The 17525-nt window shown below is 72.7% G+C and carries 13 protein-coding genes and 1 riboswitch; of the genes, 5 read left to right on the top strand and 8 right to left on the bottom strand.

All coding sequences use genetic code 11. The features are described 5' to 3' along the window. Nucleotides 1-92: 92 nt before the first annotated feature. Both ACFVTC_RS27690 and ACFVTC_RS27695 read left to right on the top strand, forming a co-directional pair. Nucleotides 93-1382, top strand: a complete 1290-nt coding sequence (locus ACFVTC_RS27690) for a PspC domain-containing protein (RefSeq protein WP_390131223.1) — start codon at nt 93-95, stop codon at nt 1380-1382. After that, nucleotides 1379-2188, top strand: a complete 810-nt coding sequence (locus ACFVTC_RS27695; RefSeq protein WP_390131224.1) for a LuxR C-terminal-related transcriptional regulator — start codon at nt 1379-1381, stop codon at nt 2186-2188. The genes ACFVTC_RS27690 and ACFVTC_RS27695 overlap by 4 nt, the downstream gene beginning before the upstream one ends. A gap of 163 nt (nt 2189-2351) precedes the next feature. On the opposite strand, the gene ACFVTC_RS27700 is transcribed toward ACFVTC_RS27695, so the two are convergent. Then, nucleotides 2352-2984, bottom strand: coding sequence for a hypothetical protein (locus ACFVTC_RS27700; protein WP_390131225.1), 633 nt, complete (start codon nt 2982-2984; stop codon nt 2352-2354). Nucleotides 2985-3101: 117 nt separating this feature from the next. Next, nucleotides 3102-4193, bottom strand: a complete 1092-nt coding sequence (locus ACFVTC_RS27705) for an NlpC/P60 family protein (RefSeq protein WP_390131226.1) — start codon at nt 4191-4193, stop codon at nt 3102-3104. A 405-nt stretch (nt 4194-4598) separates the two neighbouring features. Here ACFVTC_RS27705 and ACFVTC_RS27710 point away from each other — a divergent pair, with 405 nt between their 5' ends. Beyond that, entirely contained in the window at nt 4599-4952 is a 354-nt protein-coding gene (locus ACFVTC_RS27710; protein ID WP_329289832.1) for a hypothetical protein, read from the top strand. Here the strand turns inward: ACFVTC_RS27710 and ACFVTC_RS27715 are convergent. Both ACFVTC_RS27715 and ACFVTC_RS27720 read right to left on the bottom strand, forming a co-directional pair. Beyond that, complete coding sequence (locus ACFVTC_RS27715; protein ID WP_390131227.1) at nt 4930-5907, bottom strand: tellurite resistance/C4-dicarboxylate transporter family protein; 978 nt, start codon at nt 5905-5907, stop codon at nt 4930-4932. The two genes, ACFVTC_RS27710 and ACFVTC_RS27715, sit on opposite strands and share 23 nt — an antisense overlap. 222 nt (nt 5908-6129) lie before the next feature. Continuing rightward, nucleotides 6130-7290, bottom strand: a complete 1161-nt coding sequence (locus tag ACFVTC_RS27720; RefSeq protein WP_390131228.1) for an NlpC/P60 family protein — start codon at nt 7288-7290, stop codon at nt 6130-6132. 7 nt (nt 7291-7297) lie between these two features. Beyond that, a riboswitch (cyclic di-AMP (ydaO/yuaA leader) is annotated at nt 7298-7468 on the bottom strand. 310 nt (nt 7469-7778) lie between these two features. On the opposite strand from ACFVTC_RS27720, the gene ACFVTC_RS27725 reads away from it, so the two are divergent. Further along, complete coding sequence (locus ACFVTC_RS27725; protein ID WP_390131229.1) at nt 7779-10400, top strand: ATP-dependent DNA helicase; 2622 nt, start codon at nt 7779-7781, stop codon at nt 10398-10400. A 169-nt stretch (nt 10401-10569) separates the two neighbouring features. Here ACFVTC_RS27725 and ACFVTC_RS27730 read toward each other — a convergent pair whose 3' ends face one another. Both ACFVTC_RS27730 and ACFVTC_RS27735 read right to left on the bottom strand, forming a co-directional pair. After that, nucleotides 10570-12123, bottom strand: a complete 1554-nt coding sequence (locus tag ACFVTC_RS27730) for a peptidoglycan DD-metalloendopeptidase family protein (protein WP_390131230.1) — start codon at nt 12121-12123, stop codon at nt 10570-10572. Nucleotides 12124-12421: 298 nt separating this feature from the next. Then, entirely contained in the window at nt 12422-13297 is an 876-nt protein-coding gene (locus ACFVTC_RS27735) for an esterase/lipase family protein (protein ID WP_390131231.1), read from the bottom strand. Between the two features lie 494 nt (nt 13298-13791). Here ACFVTC_RS27735 and ACFVTC_RS27740 point away from each other — a divergent pair, with 494 nt between their 5' ends. After that, nucleotides 13792-14208 carry a cobalamin B12-binding domain-containing protein gene (locus tag ACFVTC_RS27740; protein WP_099942951.1) on the top strand — a complete coding sequence of 139 codons (417 nt, stop codon included), beginning with the start codon at nt 13792-13794 and terminating at the stop codon, nt 14206-14208. 170 nt (nt 14209-14378) lie between these two features. On the opposite strand, the gene ACFVTC_RS27745 is transcribed toward ACFVTC_RS27740, so the two are convergent. Together ACFVTC_RS27745 and ACFVTC_RS27750 are read right to left on the bottom strand one after the other, a co-directional pair. Next, nucleotides 14379-16025: a DUF5691 domain-containing protein gene (locus ACFVTC_RS27745; RefSeq protein ID WP_390131232.1), complete on the bottom strand. Its 1647-nt coding sequence runs from the start codon at nt 16023-16025 to the stop codon at nt 14379-14381. A gap of 89 nt (nt 16026-16114) precedes the next feature. Continuing rightward, a complete protein-coding gene (locus ACFVTC_RS27750) occupies nt 16115-17470 on the bottom strand; it encodes an SWIM zinc finger family protein (RefSeq protein WP_390131233.1) in 1356 nt (451 codons plus the stop codon). Nucleotides 17471-17525 lie beyond the last annotated feature (55 nt).

The following is a 17525-nucleotide window of genomic DNA, read 5'->3' on the forward strand; positions in this document are numbered from 1 at the left end:
AAGCAGTTCGGGGACCGGCTCGTCGAAGATCAGGGGAGTCTCGGGGGCCGACCCTGATGCTCCGGCCGCCCGGCCGTGTGAACATCGTTGGCATGCCGGAAGCCGCAGCAGTGCCTCTCGACGACCCGCGGCCCCCGCGCAAGCTCTACCGCAGCAGCGACGGACGCTGGCTCGGCGGTGTGGCGCGGGGGCTCGCGGGGCATCTCGGGCTGCCCGTGATCTGGGTACGGCTGGTGTTCGTCGGCCTGTTCATGGCGGACGGCCTCGGCGCGCTGCTCTACGCCGCCTTCTGGTTCTTCGTGCCGCTGGGCATCGGCGGGGTCGACTCCGAGCGCGCGTCGGCCTTCACCACCGAGACCGCTCCCGACGGCCGCCGCAGACTCGTCGCCCGCAAGCCGGACCGGGGCCAGATCGTCGCCCTGCTCCTCATGGTCGTCGTGGCCATGGTCTTCGTCGGCAATGTGAACCTCGGCGGCGGAGCCAAGGCGTACCTCTGGCCCACGGTCCTGGTCGGCGCGGGCGTCGCCCTGGTCTGGCGCCAGGCGGACAACGCGCGGCGGGCCCGCTGGGTGGAGGTCGGCCGCCGCCGTCGGACGCTCACGCTGCTGCGGTCCGCGGCCGGTGTCCTGCTCGTCACCGCGGGCGTCACCGGGATATTCGTCCTCCAGGGCTCCGCGGCCCACCTCGGCTCCGTCCTGCAGGCGGCGCTCGCCGTCCTCGTCGGCACGGCGCTCCTCGCCGGCCCCTATCTCGTCCGTATGACGCAGGACCTCTCCGAGGAGCGCCTGATGCGCATCCGGGCCCAGGAGAGGGCCGAGGTGGCCGCCCACGTCCACGACTCGGTGCTGCACACCCTGACCCTGATCCAGCGCAACGCGGAGAACGCGAACGAGGTGCGCCGGCTCGCCCGGGCCCAGGAACGCGACCTGCGCGCCTGGCTCTACAAGCCGGAGGGCACCGGCAAGGACGAGGCCGACGAACCCACCACCCTCGCCGAGGCGGTCCGCCGCAACGCGGCCGAGGTCGAGGACAAGCACGGCGTCCCCATCGAGGTCGTCGTGGTCGGCGACTGCCCGCTTGACGAGGGCCTGACCGCACAGATGCAGGCCGCACGGGAAGCCATGGTGAACGCCGCCAAGTACGGTGGCGAGGGCGGCGCGGTACAGGTCTACGCCGAAGCCGAGGGAACGACGGTCTTCGTGTCCGTCCGCGACCGCGGCCCCGGCTTCGACCTCGACGCGATACCCGCCGACCGCATGGGCGTCAGAGAATCGATCATCGGCCGCATGGAGCGCAACGGCGGCACGGCGCGGCTGCGCGCGGTGCCGGACGGCGGCACGGAGGTCGAGCTGGAAATGGAGAGGGCGGAGAAGACGTCATGAGCGACGCGAACGGGCCGACGGCCGGGTTGCCCGGGAACACCGGCCCCGACGAGCCGAGCGACACCGCGACCGGAGCGGGGGCGGCCGCCGGGTCCCCGGGGGCGGGCGGGGCGGACGCCGCCGAGCCGTCCGGAGCCCCGGGCGGGCGTCACGTACGGGTCGTCCTCGTCGACGACCACCGCATGTTCCGTACGGGGGTGCAGGCCGAGATCGGACAGACCGAGCGGACCGGCGTCCAGGTGGTCGGCGAGGCCGCGGACGTCGACCAGGCGGTCACGGTCATCACGGCCGCCCGGCCCGAGGTCGTGCTGCTCGACGTCCATCTGCCGGGCGGCGGTGGTGTCGAAGTGCTGCGCCGCTGCGCCCCGTTGATGGGCGACCCCGAGCGGCCGGTCCGTTTCCTCGCGCTGTCCGTGTCGGACGCCGCGGAGGACGTCATCGGTGTGATCCGCGGCGGCGCCCGGGGTTACGTCACCAAGACGATCACCGGGACCGACCTGGTGGACTCCATCTTCCGTGTCCAGGAGGGCGACGCGGTCTTCTCGCCCCGCCTGGCCGGATTCGTCCTGGACGCCTTCGCCTCCACCGACGCCCCGCCGGTCGACGAGGACCTCGACCGCCTCACCCAGCGCGAGCGCGAGGTCCTGCGCCTCATCGCCCGCGGCTACGCGTACAAGGAGATCGCCAAGCAGCTGTTCATCTCCGTCAAGACGGTCGAGTCCCACGTCTCGGCGGTCCTCAGGAAGCTCCAGCTCTCCAACCGGCACGAGTTGACGCGCTGGGCGACGGCGCGACGCCTGGTGTGACACGCCGTCCGCCGGGCCGCGCGGACACCGGCCGTCCGCCGGCGTTCCGCGGTGGACGCACCCCGGCCGCCGGCGTTCCGCGGTGGCCGTCCGGCTGTTCCCGGTGGCTCGCGGCGGACGCCGTCCTTCTGCTGGTGTGGTGCGGCGGGCGGGCGCCGGACGCCTACCGGTGTTCCGGGGCGGGCGCCGGGCCCGGGATCCGCAGCGCCCAGCGGTAGTGGCGTACGGCCTTCGCGATCCCGATGAGACCGGTCGTCCACAGGATCAGGCCGATCCCGACGCCCTGGACGACATCGCTGTACAAGCCGCGGCCGGACCCGCCCGGTGCCGCCGCGGCGTAGGACGTCCAGACGCCGATCGCGCAGACGCCCAGCGAGGAGAGCAGCCAGAACAGGCTGAGCCCGGGGGAGCGGAGCCGGGAGTCGGTCGCGGGGTGGTGGTCCAACTCGGTCCAGGCCTTGAGCAGTTCGTGCATGCGGCGGTCGCTGCGTACGGACAGGGCGACGGCGAGGACCGTCAGGGCGAGCGCGGCCAGGCCCAGCAGGGCGAACAGCGGCCCCAGGACGACACCGGTGGGGTCGCGCTGCTCGATCTGCTGCAGCGGCAGCACCAGCAGGGCCCAGCCGACGATGGCCGCGAGCGCCAGCAGCCACAGGAGCAGCACCCGGTGCACCCCGAGGCTCCGCCCGCGCAGTTCCTCCAGCGCCCGCCCCCGGTCGGCCAGCAGTGCCGCCCGGTCCGGCCAGGAGCGGATGTGCGCGGGCGGCGGAGGCGGCGGCAGCAGGAAGCCGGGCATCAGGACCTCTCGGACGACGGAACGGAGTCCGCGTCGACGCTACCGCGATCCACCCCCGCGCCCCCACCGCGGCGATCCGCCCCGGCGTCTTCGCGCCACCCGGGTGGACCCGTGCGCTCAGGCCACTCGGGTGGCCCCCGCGAACGGCATCTCGTCGACCGGCGCGAGACGCACCGGCGCGGTGGGGTTCGGGGCGTGGATCATCATCCCGTTGCCCACGTAGATCCCCACGTGGCTGATGCCCGAGTAGAAGAACACCAGGTCGCCGGGGAGGAGTTCGGAACGTGAGACCCGTCGGCCCGCGTTGATCTGGGCGTACGTCGTGCGTGGCAGCTGGACACCCGCCGAGCGGTAGGCGGCCTGGGCCAGCCCCGAGCAGTCGAAGGCGTCGGGCCCGGTGGCGCCCCAGACGTAGGGGCTGCCGAGCTTCCCGTAGGCGTAGGAGACGGCGGCGGCCGCACGGGAGTTGGGGGCGGCGACGGAACCGGACGAGGGCGACGAGGGCGCCGGGCCCAGGTCCCGCGCGGCGGAGCGGGAGGCGTGCCGGGCCGTGCCCGCCGCACCGCCGGCCGCCCCGGGATCCCCGAGGCGCGCCCGCTGTTCGTCGGTGAGCCGCGACAACAGCTGCCGCGCGGAGTCCAGCTTTCCGGTGATCGTCCGCTTGGCCCGCTTCAGCTCCGCCTGCCGCGAGGTGAGCGACGCCAGCTCGACGTGCGCGGCCCCGCGCAACTGCTCGATCTCCCGCAGTTGCTTGCGTACCCGTGCCACCGCCCCCGCCTGCCGGTCACCGACCCGCTCGGCGAACGCGGCCCCGTCCAGGTACTGGTCGGGCCGGTCGGAGAGAGCGAGCTGCAGAGCGGGGTCGAGGCCTCCGCTGCGGTACTGCGCCGCGGCGATCGAACCGAGGGCGTCCCGCGCCGCGTTGAGCCGGTCCTCCTTGCGCGCCGTCTCGTCGCGCAGGTCGTGCAGTCGCCGTGACGCCTGGTCGGCCTTCTCCTTCGCCCCGTCGTACTTCTCCGTGGCGACCTCGGCCTCCTCGTACAACTTGTCGACCCTGGCCTTCACCTGCGCCGGGGACAGTTGCGGCTCCGCGTGCCCGGTGCCCTCGAATCCGGCCGTCGTCGCCGCGCCGGCGAGGGCGATGGTCGCGGCCGTGCGGACCGTATGGCCGCCGAGTGAGCGCTGTCTGGGCTTGCGGTGCGCTGCCACGAGGGCCCACATCCTTCCCGGGGGACGTGACCGCCGGGGAGAGCGCGGTCATCGGTGAGGCGTCCGGCGACGGCCCACACAGGGGGAGCGAGTCGCCGCCGGACCTTTCTCGGCGGTGGTGTCCGGCTGCCGCCCCTGGCCCGGGCGGCGGTGGGGAGCCGGGCACCTGGTGGAGGACGCTAAACCTGAGTGCGAGGGCTCGGTAACACCATGTACGGAACTGGCGTAACTGGATCGCCGGGTGACCTCATGTGACCGTGATCCCGGTCCTGCCCCGGCGACTTCACACAGGGTGATGACCGATGGGACGGTTCCGGGACAACAGGGGGTTCTCAGGTGCTACGGGTCCCGATGGGGTGGGCCGGTGCGAAGTGGGACACCCGCCGCCGATTAGGCTCCGGACCCATGGACGTACTCATCCATCTCTTCGTGGGCCTGCACATCATCGGCATCGCCTCGCTGCTCGGCGGCTTCCTCACCCAGATGAAGGCCATGGGCCGGGGCACCGCCCGGTTCGTCCCGGCCATGCTGCACGGCGCGCTGACCATGCTGGTCACGGGTGTCGTCCTGGTCGGTCTCAACCAGGCCGACGACCACCCGGTCAACACCGTCAAGATCGGCGTGAAGCTGGCCCTGCTGATCGTGATCCTCGGCCTGGTCTATGTGAAGCGGGACGACGAGAAGGTCGACAAGGGCCTGTTCGGGCTGGTCGGGCTGCTGACGACCGCGAACATCTTCATCGCGGTGCTGTGGACCTGACGGTTCCGGCCGCCACCAGCAGCCAGGCGGCCACCGAGGTCCACAGGAGCACCTGCCCGAGCCCCCTGAGCCAGGCGAAGCCGACGGCGTCCGCGACCGACAGGGCCGCCGCCGCCGTCATGGCCATCGGGAACACGGTCGCCCAGCGCCGCACGTCGTACCGCGGACGCCGCCACAGCAGCTCCGCGACGGCCAGCACGGCGTACCAGGCGAGCGTCACCATGATCAGAGCCTGGGACACCCAGAGCATCACGCCGTTGTCGTCGTAGTTCCACAGGTAGCCGTCCGCCTGGTAGGCGAGGACCAGCTTCGACGCGGCCAGCGCCGAGATCGCGAGCGCGCCGCCCGCGATCCACTGGTCGCCGCCCCCCGTGGCCGTCTCCCGGAGGTCGAAGCACGTCAGCGCCACCACGTACAGCACCAGGAACCCCAGCCAGAACAGCACCAGTGCCGCGTACGCCAGCCAGTCCGCGCGCGCGGCCTCGGCTAGCGACGCGGCGAGCACCGCGAGGGCCTGGGTGGCCACGCACCCGAGGAACACGCTTCCGGGCATACGGAGCCGCAGCCCTCGTACGAACAGGTAGAGCAGCCCCGGCCACAGCACCGCGGCGAGCGCGAGCAGCACCTCGGCGGCCCCGAGCCACCCCAGGTCGGTCAGCCGGGTGCCGAGTACGGCGGTCGCGGCGACCCCGGTGAGCGCGCTCGGCGTGCCGGCCTCCTCCAGCCACCGCTCCCGATCGCGCAGCAGACGGACCGTGAAGTCCACGGCGAACCCGAGCCAGATGACGGCCGCAAGGACCAGCGCGATCCGGGACAGGACCTCGTCACCGGCCTCGTGCAGCCCGACGGAGAGGATGCCGGTGGCCAGAACGGCGGCCGCGGCGGCGGGCGGGCACTCCGCCCACCAGGTACGGAGTCGGACCCACGGGCTGCGGGGCGGCGAGGTGGCTGGCATGGCCCCGATGCTAGGGACCTTCGGGCGGGTTGCCCGCGGGGCGCGCTGACACGGGGGCAGCGCAACGCGGGGAGCGCGGGGAGCGCGGGGACCGGGGACACGGCGCCGCGGGGGACGCGGGGAACACGGGGACCGGGGACACGGCGCCGCGGGGGACGCGGGGCGCGGGCACGCGCGCGTGGAGCCCGGGAGGTCTCACGAGGGCGTGCCCGCGCCGGGCGCTCAGGCCGGGCGCACCACGCTGTGGATGATCGACTCGCCGGCGTAGAAGATCGACTCCTCACGGACGTACGCACCCGGCTTGGGGGCGTGGATCATCATCCCGTTGCCGATGTAGAGGCCCACGTGGCTGATGTCGTCGTAGAAGAAGACCAGGTCTCCGGGCTCGATGGCGGAGAGGGGGACCGTGGTGCCCGCGTCCACCTGGTCGTAGGTGGTACGCGGGAGGGTGACGCCGGCGGCCTTCCAGACGGCCTGGGTGAGACCGGAGCAGTCGTACGAGCCGGGCCCGGTCGCGCCCCACACGTACGGCTTGCCGATCTGGGCGCGGGCGAAGGCGATGGCCTTGCCGGCCTTGGTGGCGTACGAGGAGCCGGTGGCCGGGGTTCCGGAAGTCCCCGTGGTCCCGGACGGTGTGCCCCGCCGCGGCTCCGTCTCCCGGGCCTTCTTCTCCGCCGCGGCCCGCTGGGCCGCCAGCTCGGCCGCCTCGCGGTCGGCCGCTTCCCGCTTCTTCTGCGCGATCGCGGCGAGCCGCGCCTTCTCGTCGGCGGTCAGCTTCGAGAGCAGTTCGCGGGCCGCGGCGAGCTTGCCCTGGACGTCGGCCTTGGAGGTCCTGAGCGCGTCCTGCGACGTGGTGAGCGTCCGCAGGCTCCGGGAGGCTTCCCCGCGTTTCCTCGAGGTGGCGGCCTGCTCGGTGACGTAGTCGTCGACGGCCGCCTTCTGGCGGGTGGTCAGACGGTCCATCAACTGGGTCTGGTCGAAGTAGTCCTGCGGGTTGTCGGCCAGCAGCAGGCTCGCGCCGCCGGGCGCGGACGCTCCGGTGCGGTACTGGGCGGCGGCGAACGAACCCAGCTCCTCGCGCGCGGTGTTGAGTTTCTCGGTGCGCCGGGCCACGTCGTCGAGGAGGGAGTCGACGCGCTTGCGCTGCTTGGCGGTCTTCTCCCTGGTCGCGTTGTACTTCTCGGTGGCCGTCTCGGCCTGGTGGTAGAGGTCGTCGACCTTCTTCCCGACCTCTTCGAGGCTCGGCCGGGGCTCGGTCGAGGGTGCGGCGCCGGCCGTCTGCGAGAGCAGGGCCACGGAGGTCAGGGCGGCCGTGGCGAGGGCCGGGGTCCGTATGCCCGTCCGGCGTGTGCCCGGCGGACTCCACTTGCGGTGCGACGCCAAGAGGGGCGACTCCTTCCGTCATCCGCCTACCGGGTTAGCTGTCGGGTTCGGGCGGGTACTTCCGGAAGGTTTGCCCTACGGTCCCTGCCCAGGGGCGGTGGGACCGATTCACCCCAAAGTCGGTCGGGTCCCCGGCTCCGGTCGCCGCTGGGCGCGCCGGACTCGGCGGAGACCGCCCGGCCCGGCGACGTTCGCCGGTCGCTGTCGAGCGGTCTGCCCGGCACGCTAGCCAACGCGTAAGTGTCCTGTGAAGTTTGATGTGCGATATGCCCGATACATTTTCGTGACCTGAGCCGCCGGGGCATCCGAAGTGTCCGACGGTAGCGGCGTGACGTCGCAAGGTGAGGGCGCGTCGGTGCGGGACGGCGCGCGGTTCGGGAGGGGCGCCCCGGTTCCCCTGCCCCTTCGGCCCGGACCCCGTAGGAAATCCGGCCCAGTTTCCGGGGTGGCGGCGGGCTGTCAGTGCGGCCGCCTAGACTCGGAGAGCGATGAGCAGCCTCTTTGATGACAGCTTCCTGGCGGACCTCAAGCCTTCCGGGGCCCATGGGGAAGAGCCCCCGCCGCCGCCCGAGGACGAGGCGGCGGAGCCGCTTCCGGACGACCTGTTCGGCGGCCGCTTCGACGTGCCCCCGGACCGCGACGCGTACTACCGCGACGGCGCCCACCGGCCCGCCGTGGACCCGGCGGCCCTGCTGGACGGGCTGAACGAGAACCAGCGTGCGGCCGTGGTGCACTCCGGCTCCCCGCTGCTCATCGTGGCCGGCGCCGGCTCCGGCAAGACCCGGGTGCTCACACACCGGATCGCGCACCTGCTGGGCGAGCGCCATGTCCACCCCGGCCAGATCCTCGCGATCACCTTCACGAACAAGGCCGCGGGCGAGATGAAGGAGCGCGTCGAGCAGCTCGTGGGCCCGCGCGCCAACGCCATGTGGGTGATGACCTTCCACAGCGCGTGCGTGCGCATCCTGCGCCGCGAGTCGAAGCGGCTCGGCTTCACATCCTCCTTCTCGATCTACGACGCCGCCGACAGCAAGCGCCTGATGGCCCTGGTCTGCCGCGACCTGGACCTCGACCCGAAGCGTTTCCCGCCGAAGTCGTTCAGCGCGAAGATCTCCAACCTGAAGAACGAGCTGATCGACGAGGAGGACTTCGCGGGCCAGGCGGCCGACGGTTTCGAGAAGACCCTCGCCCAGGCCTACGCGATGTACCAGTCGCGGCTGCGCGAGGCCAACGCCCTCGACTTCGATGACCTGATCATGACGACGGTCAACCTGCTCCGTGCCTTCCCGGATGTCGCCGAGCACTACCGCCGCCGCTTCCGCCACGTCCTGGTCGACGAGTACCAGGACACGAACCACGCGCAGTACGCCCTGGTCAGGGAGCTCGTGGGACCGGCGAGCGGCGACCGCCCCGAGGACGTGCCGCCGGCCGAGGGAGACCTCGGGCCGGCCGAGCTGTGCGTCGTGGGCGACGCCGACCAGTCGATCTACGCCTTCCGCGGCGCGACCATCCGCAACATCCTCCAGTTCGAGGAGGACTACCCGGACGCGACGACCATCCTGCTGGAGCAGAACTACCGCTCCACCCAGACGATCCTCACCGCGGCCAACGCGGTCATCGAGCGCAACGAGTCGCGCCGCCCCAAGAACCTGTGGACGAACGCGGGCGCGGGCTCGAACATCACGGGCTACGTCGCCGACACCGAGCACGACGAGGCACAGTTCGTCGCCGACGAGATAGACCGTCTCACCGACGCGGGCGAGGCGAAGGCGGGCGACGTCGCGGTCTTCTACCGGACGAACGCCCAGTCCCGTGTCTTCGAGGAGATCTTCATCCGCGTCGGACTGCCCTACAAGGTCGTCGGCGGTGTCCGCTTCTACGAGCGCAAGGAGGTCCGGGACGTCCTGGCCTACCTGCGGGTCCTGTCCAACCCCGAGGACTCCGTCCCGCTGCGCCGGATCCTGAACGTCCCCAAGCGCGGGATCGGTGACCGCGCCGAGGCGATGATCGACGCCCTCTCGCAGCGGGAGCGGATCAGCTTCGCGCAGGCCCTGCGCCGCGTGGACGAGGCGTACGGCATGGCGGCGCGCTCGACGAACGCCGTGAAGCGGTTCAACACGCTGATGGAGGACCTCCGTACGATCGTCGAGTCCGGCGCGGGCCCGGCGACGGTCCTGGAGGCGGTCCTCGAGCGCACCGGCTATCTCGCCGAGCTTCAGGCGTCGACCGACCCGCAGGACGAGACCCGGATCGAGAACCTCCAGGAACTCGCGGCCGTGGCACTGGAGTTCGAGCAGGAGTCCGGCGGGGACGAGGACGGTGCCGGAGCGGCTGCCGGGGCCGCAGCGACCGACGGGGGCGCCGCGACCGACGGGGCCGCAGCCACCGACGGGCCCGCAGCGACCGACGGGGCTGGAGCGGCCGGGGGGGCCGGGGCGGCCGGTGGACTCTCCGAGTTCCTGGAGCGGGTCGCGCTCGTCGCCGACTCCGACCAGATCCCCGACGAGGACGACGGCAACGGCGTCATCACCCTGATGACCCTGCACACCGCCAAGGGCCTTGAGTTCCCCGTCGTGTTCCTCACCGGCATGGAGGACGGCGTCTTCCCGCACATGCGTGCGCTGGGGCAGGTCAAGGAGCTGGAGGAGGAGCGGCGTCTCGCGTACGTCGGCATCACGCGCGCGCGGGAGCGGCTCTACCTCACCCGCTCGTCCATGCGCAGCGCGTGGGGTCAGCCCTCGTACAACCCGCCCTCCCGCTTCCTGGAGGAGATCCCGGACACGCATCTGGAGTGGAAGCGCACGGGCGCGACGGCTCCGTTGCCCTCGGGTCCGGTCTCGGGCGTGGCGGCCTCGCTGTCGTCCTCGCTGTCGTCCTCGCGCTCGCGCTCCGCCGCGTCCGGGGCCTCCGGTTTCGCGACGCGCCGCGGGGCGTCCGAGAAGCCGGTCGTCTCGCTGGCGGTGGGTGACCGGGTCACCCACGACCAGTTCGGGCTCGGCACGGTGGTCGGCGTGAAGGGCACGGGGGCGAACGCGGAGGCCACGGTCGACTTCGGCGAGCCCAAGCCGAAGCGGCTGCTGCTGCGGTACGCGCCGGTGGAGAAGCTTTAGTCCACGAGGTTCCGGGGCCGGGCGGGGGTTCCCGTCCGGCCGCGAAGCCCGGCGGTGCGCCGCGGCGAGTGGGTCACGGCGAGTGGGTCACCGAGAGTGGGTCACGGCGAGTGGGTCACCGAGAGTGGGTCACGGCGAGTGGGTCACCGAGAGTGGGTCACGGCGGTGCTCACGTCGGGTCCAGGCCGTGGCTGCGCAGCCACGGCAGCGGGTCGATGGCCGCGCCGCCCGCGGGCCGGACCTCGAAGTGCAGGTGGGGCCCGGTCGAGTTACCGGAGTTCCCGGAGAACGCGATCTGCTCACCGGCCTTCACGACGGTGCCCGACGGCACCTTGTAGCTGGAGAGGTGGCAGTACCAGGTCTCCGTGCCGTCCTTCGCGGTGAGGACGGCCATGTTCCCGTACGCGCTGTTCCACTCCGTCCGCAGGGTTCCGTCCGTCGCGGCCATCACCGTCGTGCCGTACGACACGGGGAAGTCGATGCCCGTGTGCACGGACATCCAGTTGACCCCCGCCTGACCGAAGTAGGCGCTGAGTCCTTTCTGCGTGACCGGAAGGACGAACTTGGGCCGCAGACGCTCCTTGCGGGCCGCCGCTGCCGCCGCCTTCTGCTGCTCGGCCGCCCGCTGGGCCTTGAGGTCGATGCGTTCCTGGGTGCGGCTGGCCCGGTCGGCGAAGTCGTCCGCACCCGCGGCCAGGCTCTGGAGCTGGGTGTCCAGCTTGTTGTTGGCGGTGGACGGCTTCACCGCGGTCGCGTCGGACGCGCTGGCCGTCGTGTTCTTGGTGTCGTCCCCGCCGATGGTGCCCACGGAGGCGGCGGCGATACCCGCGACGCCCATCACACAGGCCGAGGGCACGGCGACGGTGAGCAGCGCGGAACGCTTGGCAGGGGAGCGGCGGCGGGAGCGGGACGCGGGCCGGTTCGCGGCACGGGGGGCCGGAGCGACCTCTTCCATGTCGTCGAGCAGCGGAGCCTCGTGCGCGGGATCGGTGTCCTCGAAGTCGTACTCGTCCGGCGTGGCGGCGGACCGCTCGTACGGCAGTTGCTCGAAGGCGGCGGTCGCCTGCTGGTCGAAGGGCTCGGGATCGGCCTGCTCGTACGGGGCGGCGGCCTGCTGCTCGTACGGGTCCGCCGTGACCTGGTGCTCGTACGCGTCGGCGGCCGGGTGCTCGTGCGACTCGTCCTGCTGGGGGTGCTCGTAGGCCTCGTACGGGTCCTGCTCACCGGCGGTGTTCCACTGCGTGGCGTCGTACGCACCCGTCTCCTGGGCGGGGGTGCTCCACTGCTGGGTCAGGCCGGCGGGCTCGGCCTGGAGCCAGGCGGCCGCGTCCCACTGGCCGGTGGCGTCGGGGCCCGGATGCTGCGCGGGGATGTCGGCGAGCTGCTGGTAGCCGGTCGCCCAGGCGGTGGCGCCGTAGCCGCCGGTGTCGTACGCGGTCTGGTGCTGTGCGGCGTACGGGTCGTAGGCAGGTGCCTGGTGGCCGCCGGTGTTCCACTGCGTCGCGTCGTACGAACCCGTGCCGTCGCCGCCCGACATGTCGCCGAAGAGGGGGTCGGACTCGAAACTCGCGGTCGCGTAGGCGCCGGTTCCGTTGTAGCCGTCGTGCAGGGTGAAGTCGCCGTACTGGACTTCCTGGCCGGCGTACGACGCGTAGTGCGCCGAGGCGGCATCGGAAGCCGGGGCCGGGGGGGTCACGGTCCCCGACGGGTGACGGTCGTTCACCAACTTCTCTTTCGCCTCGACAACAGGGGCTGGCAGAGCAGTGCGGCGACTGTACCCGGCGGTATGCGGGCGCGACAATCTTCGGCAGGTTTCCTCCGCTCAGGAAACGGGCATTCGGCCGTCTTTCGGGGGAGTGCGGGCACGGGCTTGGCCTGGCGTTCGATGAATGTTCGAAATCGAGGCGTCGTCCGGCCCCCGTCCGGACCCCGTCCGACTCCTGTCGGATCGCCGTCCGGGCCCTCTCCGGTCGTCGGGAGAGGGCCCGGACGGGGGCCGGACAGGAGCCGGACGGGGGACGTCACGCCACGGTGAGGCCCCCCGCTTCGGCCACGGCCTCCGCGGCGCTGGTGCGGACGGCGGTCTCCTCGCTGTCGAGCGCCTGGCGTATTCCGGTGGCGACGGCGGGGTGGACCGGCAGGGCGAGATGCCCGATACCGCTCACCTGGACGCTCTGCGCGAGCAGGTCCGGGTGGTCGATGGCGGCGGTCTCCAGCGGGTCCATCAGGTGGTCGAGGTCGCTCCAGAAACTCACGAAGCGCGTACGGCAGTCGGGCGCCGGCTCGCACAGTTCCTTGATCACCGCGGAACCCGGGCGCATCTGACGGACGATCGGGTGCGCGTTCATCAGCGGGACGACCCGGGTGCCCGAATGCGGTGTGCCGAGCGTGACCAGCGTGCGGACCCGCAGGTCGCCGCCGAGGCGCTGCACGTAGTACCGCGCGATCAGTCCGCCGAGGCTGTGTCCGACGATGTCCACCCGGTCGCGCCCCGTGCGCTCGCAGATGTCCTCTATGTGCCGGCCGAGCAGCTCCGCCGCGGTGCGGATGTCGTACGTCAGCGGTGAGTAGTTGAGCGATTCGATGTGCTGTCTGCCGTGCTGCGCGAGGTTGCGGCGCAGCAGGACGAAGACCGAGCGGTTGTCGATGAAGCCGTGCAGCAGGACGACCGGGGGCTTGGTCCCGGTGGGCAGCCGGGTGGTGTCGGACGGGGGGAGCGCGGGGGAGGTGCGGCGCTCCTGGACGATGCCGGAGGGATAGAGGAGGAGGTGCCCGGCGAGGATCGCGATCTCCAGAGCCGTCGCCTTCAGCAAGGCCACCGAGAGCCCTGTCAGCCTGCCTGGCAACAGGCGCTGACGGAGCGGGATAAGGGGCGACTCTGTCCCGGTGACCTTCATGGCCGACCTCCCGTCGGCACGCGAAGGGACCGCTCTGTCCCCCGTGTGCCCTTGTGGAAAGCCGGGGTGGCGGAGGCCGACGGTGCGGTCGCGGCGCGTGGTGCGCCGGTGGCGCGGCGGGGAACCCTGCCGTCGTGCTCCCGCCGGTGTGCCGCACCGTCGCCGCGCCTCGTCGGCTCGGTGCCGGTGCCGCCACCTGCTGGCGGCTCTCCTTGCGCAGGCTCCCGCCGTGGCCCGTGCGTCGCAGGTTCCTGCGGCGCGTGTGCCGCTGAGGCGCGGAGCGGTGCGCGGCGAATGTGTCCCACCGTGTGATTTCCCCCTCGCTCTTCAGCGGGAAACTGTGGTTTGCACGGATCTGACGATAACGTTCGTTCACTTCCCCGGCCGGTGCGGTGCGGGGCGCCCGTGCCGCAGAGGTGCGTCCCGCGCGGTGAGCGGCGGAATGTTCGGTATATGTCGGTACGGGTCGTTGTAATCGGTTCATGGAGGCAGTGATGGGTGTGGCAGCCGGTCCGATCCGCGTGGTGGTGGCCAAGCCGGGGCTCGACGGCCACGATCGGGGCGCCAAGGTGATCGCGCGGGCGCTGCGCGACGCCGGTATGGAGGTCATCTACACCGGGCTCCATCAGACCCCCGAGCAGATCGTCGACACCGCGATCCAGGAGGACGCCGACGCGATCGGTCTCTCCATCCTCTCCGGCGCGCACAACACGCTGTTCGCGGCCGTGATCGATCTCCTCAAGGAACGTGACGCGGAGGACATCAAGGTCTTCGGCGGCGGGATCATCCCGGAGGCGGACATCGCTCCGCTCAAGGAGAAGGGCGTCGCCGAGATCTTCACGCCGGGCGCGACGACCGGGTCGATCGTGGAGTGGGTGCGGGCGAACGTACGGCAGCCCGCGGGAGCGTAGCGCCTGGCCGGAGGGGGTCGGGGTGTGCGGGCTTCCGCCCTGGTCGCGCCCGCCCGTCCCCGGGTGGTGGGTCGTTGTCCGCAGGCGGGCGGGGGCCGGCCGCGCGGTTCCCGACGCCACTGACGGGGCGCGGGGGTCCTTCCGGCGCTCAGGGGCCGCTGCCCCGGTGTTCAGGGCGTCGTCGGCGCCCGCCAGGGTCCCGGCTCCGTCAGTTCCGCGGTCATCTTCGCGCGCAGCCGCAAGGTGGTGACGAGGCGCTGGAAGGCTTCCGCCCAGTAGCCGCCGGCTCCCGGCGCCGTGTTCTCCGTATCGTCGGTGATCGCCGTGAGCGCGTCGAGCCGGCCCGCCTCCAGTGGATCGAGGCACCGCTCGGCCAGCCCCATCACCCCACTGAAGCTCCATGGGTAACTCCCCCCGTCGCGCGCGATGTCGAGCGCGTCGACCACCGCCCGCCCCAGGGGCCCGGCCCACGGCACCGCACAGACCCCCAGCAGTTGGAACGCCTCGGACAAGCCGTGCGTGTCGATGAACCCCGCCACCCACTCGGCCCGTTCGGCCGCACCTAGCGTGGCGAGCAGCTTCGAGCGCTCGGCCAGTGACACCGCCCCCGGTCCGCCGGCCTCCGGGGCGGAGGGCGCGCTGAGGAGCGCCCGGGACCACCCGGGGTCCCGCTGCCGTACCGCCGCCCGGGACCACGCGGCGTGCAGTTCGTTCCGCCAGTCGTCCGTCACGGGAAGCGCGACGATCTCGTCCGGTGTGCGTCCCCCCAGCCGCCGCGGCCATGTCCCGAGCGGCGCTGCTTCGACCAACTGGCCCAGCCACCAAGACCGTTCCCCTCGTCCCGCCGGAGCTTTCGGTACAACACCGTCCCGCTCCATGCTCGCGTCGCACTCGTGCGGCGCCTCGACGACGATCGAGGGCGTCCCCCGGGTGCGGTCGACGGCCACGCACGAACCGGCCCGTGCCGCCATCCGGGCGGCCAGCGCCGAACCGGGCAGTGCGGACAGCAGCTCCGCCGCCGTGGCCCGCACATTGCGGCTCCGGTCGGTGAGCGCACGCTCCAGGAACGGCTCGTCGGCCGGGCCCAGCCCTGACCGCAGCGAGTCCAGGAACATCAGCCGGTCCTCGGCCCGCTCCGTCCCCCAGGTGGTGGCGAGCAGTTCGCGCGCGGTCGCCGGACGACGGGCCCGCAGCGCCGTGAGCAGCGCGACCCGCTCGGCGAACAGGCCCTCCTGCCACAGCTGTTCCGTGCGTCCGGGCTCGTCGGGGCCGGGCAGCGCGGCGCCGCCACCGGGCATGGAACGCAGCGCGAACCGCCAGTCCGGGTTCAGCCGGGCGAGCCACAGGGCGCGCGGTCCGGCGAAGACCAGTGCGGCCGGCCGCAGATCCGTACGGCCCCTGGCCGCGTCGAGGAGTGCGGGCAGTGTTTCCGCGGGAGCCGCGAAACCGTGCGCGTTGGCCAGCGCGAGCCACTGGGGCAGCAGTTCCATGAGGTCGGGCGCCGTGCCCCGGCGGCCGGCCCCGGTGCCGGGCCGGTCGGCCAGCAGCACCGCCAGCCGGTGGGCCGCGGCGGGCGGGAGGGGGCGTCGCGGGTCGGGCGCCGCGGGCTCGGGCCGGGCGGCCGCCCGGCCCGGCCGCATCCCGGCCCGCCGCCGCAGGGTCGCCACGGCGGCCGCGTCCAGGACGGCCACCGGCACCTCACGCCCGGCCGCCCAGGCGGGCGGTGTACGCCGCTCGGTGCCGAGCAGCGCCACGGTGACGAGCTCTTCCCAGGAGCTCTCGACGGGTACGCCCGCCGCAGCGGAGGTCGCGTTCATGAACGTCCTTTCCGTACTGGGGGACTGGGGCGCGGGAAGCGCGCGGTGGGCGCGAGGGGGGAAACCGGCGGCGGACGGGGTGTCGCCGGTCAGCACAGCCGTACCGCCTCGCCCGCCCCCTCCGGCCAGGCGGTCAGCGGAGCGAAGCCACGGTGACCGCACTCGCCGAAGACCGTGACGGGGGCGCCGCCGGAGAGGGCGGCCAGCCGCCACAGCCCGGGGCCGGAGAGCGCCGAGGGCGTGAGGGGGAGCGCGCAGTCGCCTTCCGCGTCCGCGAGCTGCCAGGTGTCCCCGTCGGGGGTGGGTATGACCCGGGACAGCGTGACCGGGCAGGCGTCGAGCCAGGGATCGTCCCGCAGCGCCTCGCCGTAGCGGGTCGCCGCGTGGAGTGTGCTCACCCCCGGCGGACGGGTGCGCGCGGGTGCCGGGAGGGTGAACCGCTCACCCAGGGCCGCCCGGAGCCCGCCCGTGCCGGGGTACGCGGACACCTCCGCCTCGAAGGCCAGGCCCACCGGCAGGGTCAGCTCCGGCGCGCGGCCGGCCGGCCCGTAGGAGAGGACCTGGACCGTACGGCCCGACTCCGCGCCGTACAACCAGATCCTGCGGGTGGTGAGACGGCGGTCCGCCGTGTCGTACTGGGCGAGGACCAGCCAGCGGTCCCGCAGCGGAGGGCCGCCCGCCGAGCCGGTCAGACCGACCCGGGAGCGGACCGTCGCGGCCAGCCCGTCCGGCAGCGACTCCCGGCGCAGCCAGCCCTGGTCGAGGAGATGGAGCAGCGCGCACTCCTCCAGCAGCCGTACGGGCCAGCCCGGACCGGAGGCGGGGATCGCACCCAACTCCCGCACCCGCGTGGCCAGTCCGGGTGCCTGCGCGTCGATCATGCGGGCCGCCGTCTCCTCCCACATCCCGTACCCCGCCCGCTCGGCCGCGGCGAGGCCGCCCCGCAGCAGGTCGGTCAGCCGCCGCTCCAACTCCCCCGCGCCGGCGGTGATCCGCGCGGCCCGGCGCTCCGCCCTGCGCCGGGCCGCCTCCGGGTCAGCCGGTGACGCCGTCCCAGATGCCGCGACCGTCGTCCGATTCGCCGCCGCTCGCTCCCTTCTCCCCTCCGTCCATCGCCCCGCCCAGTCCGGCACAGGTCCCCGCGGCACCGTGCCTTCCCCGCCCGCCCAGAGCAGCAGCAGCCCCAGCGTGTGCTTGCACGGGAACTTCCGGCTCGGACAACTGCACGTGTACGCGGGCCCGGTGGAGTCCGCGATGTCGATGACCGTCTGATAAGGCGTGCTGCCGCTTCCTCTGCACAGTCCCCATAGCGTCCCCTCGTCAGAACTGCCTGTTTCCGACCACGGCCCGGCGGTGCCGAGCTTGCCGCCCGCTCTGCGTGACGCCATGTCAGGAGCCAGTGCCAGCACCTGATCCGCCGTCCAGCGCACCCCCTGCTGAGTCATGTCATCGAAGGTAGATCCCACCACTGACAATCGACCCTCGCGAGCACGTTTGCGC

The sequence above is a fragment of the Streptomyces sp. NPDC057950 genome (genome assembly GCF_042887295.1).
Taxonomy (GTDB): domain Bacteria; phylum Actinomycetota; class Actinomycetes; order Streptomycetales; family Streptomycetaceae; genus Streptomyces; species Streptomyces kaempferi.

Excerpts from the sequence above, each read along its gene's own strand:
- ACFVTC_RS27690 (WP_390131223.1), top strand. The coding sequence starts at position 93 with ATGCCGGAAGCCGCAGCAGTGCCTCTCGACGACCCGCGGCCCCCGCGC.
- ACFVTC_RS27695 (WP_390131224.1), top strand. The coding sequence starts at position 1,379 with ATGAGCGACGCGAACGGGCCGACGGCCGGGTTGCCCGGGAACACCGGC.
- ACFVTC_RS27700 (WP_390131225.1), bottom strand. The coding sequence starts at position 2,984 with ATGCCCGGCTTCCTGCTGCCGCCGCCTCCGCCGCCCGCGCACATCCGC.
- ACFVTC_RS27710 (WP_329289832.1), top strand. The coding sequence starts at position 4,599 with ATGGACGTACTCATCCATCTCTTCGTGGGCCTGCACATCATCGGCATC.
- ACFVTC_RS27715 (WP_390131227.1), bottom strand. The coding sequence starts at position 5,907 with ATGCCAGCCACCTCGCCGCCCCGCAGCCCGTGGGTCCGACTCCGTACC.
- ACFVTC_RS27725 (WP_390131229.1), top strand. The coding sequence starts at position 7,779 with ATGAGCAGCCTCTTTGATGACAGCTTCCTGGCGGACCTCAAGCCTTCC.
- ACFVTC_RS27735 (WP_390131231.1), bottom strand. The coding sequence starts at position 13,297 with ATGAAGGTCACCGGGACAGAGTCGCCCCTTATCCCGCTCCGTCAGCGC.
- ACFVTC_RS27740 (WP_099942951.1), top strand. The coding sequence starts at position 13,792 with ATGGGTGTGGCAGCCGGTCCGATCCGCGTGGTGGTGGCCAAGCCGGGG.
- ACFVTC_RS27745 (WP_390131232.1), bottom strand. The coding sequence starts at position 16,025 with ATGAACGCGACCTCCGCTGCGGCGGGCGTACCCGTCGAGAGCTCCTGG.
- ACFVTC_RS27750 (WP_390131233.1), bottom strand. The coding sequence starts at position 17,470 with ATGACTCAGCAGGGGGTGCGCTGGACGGCGGATCAGGTGCTGGCACTG.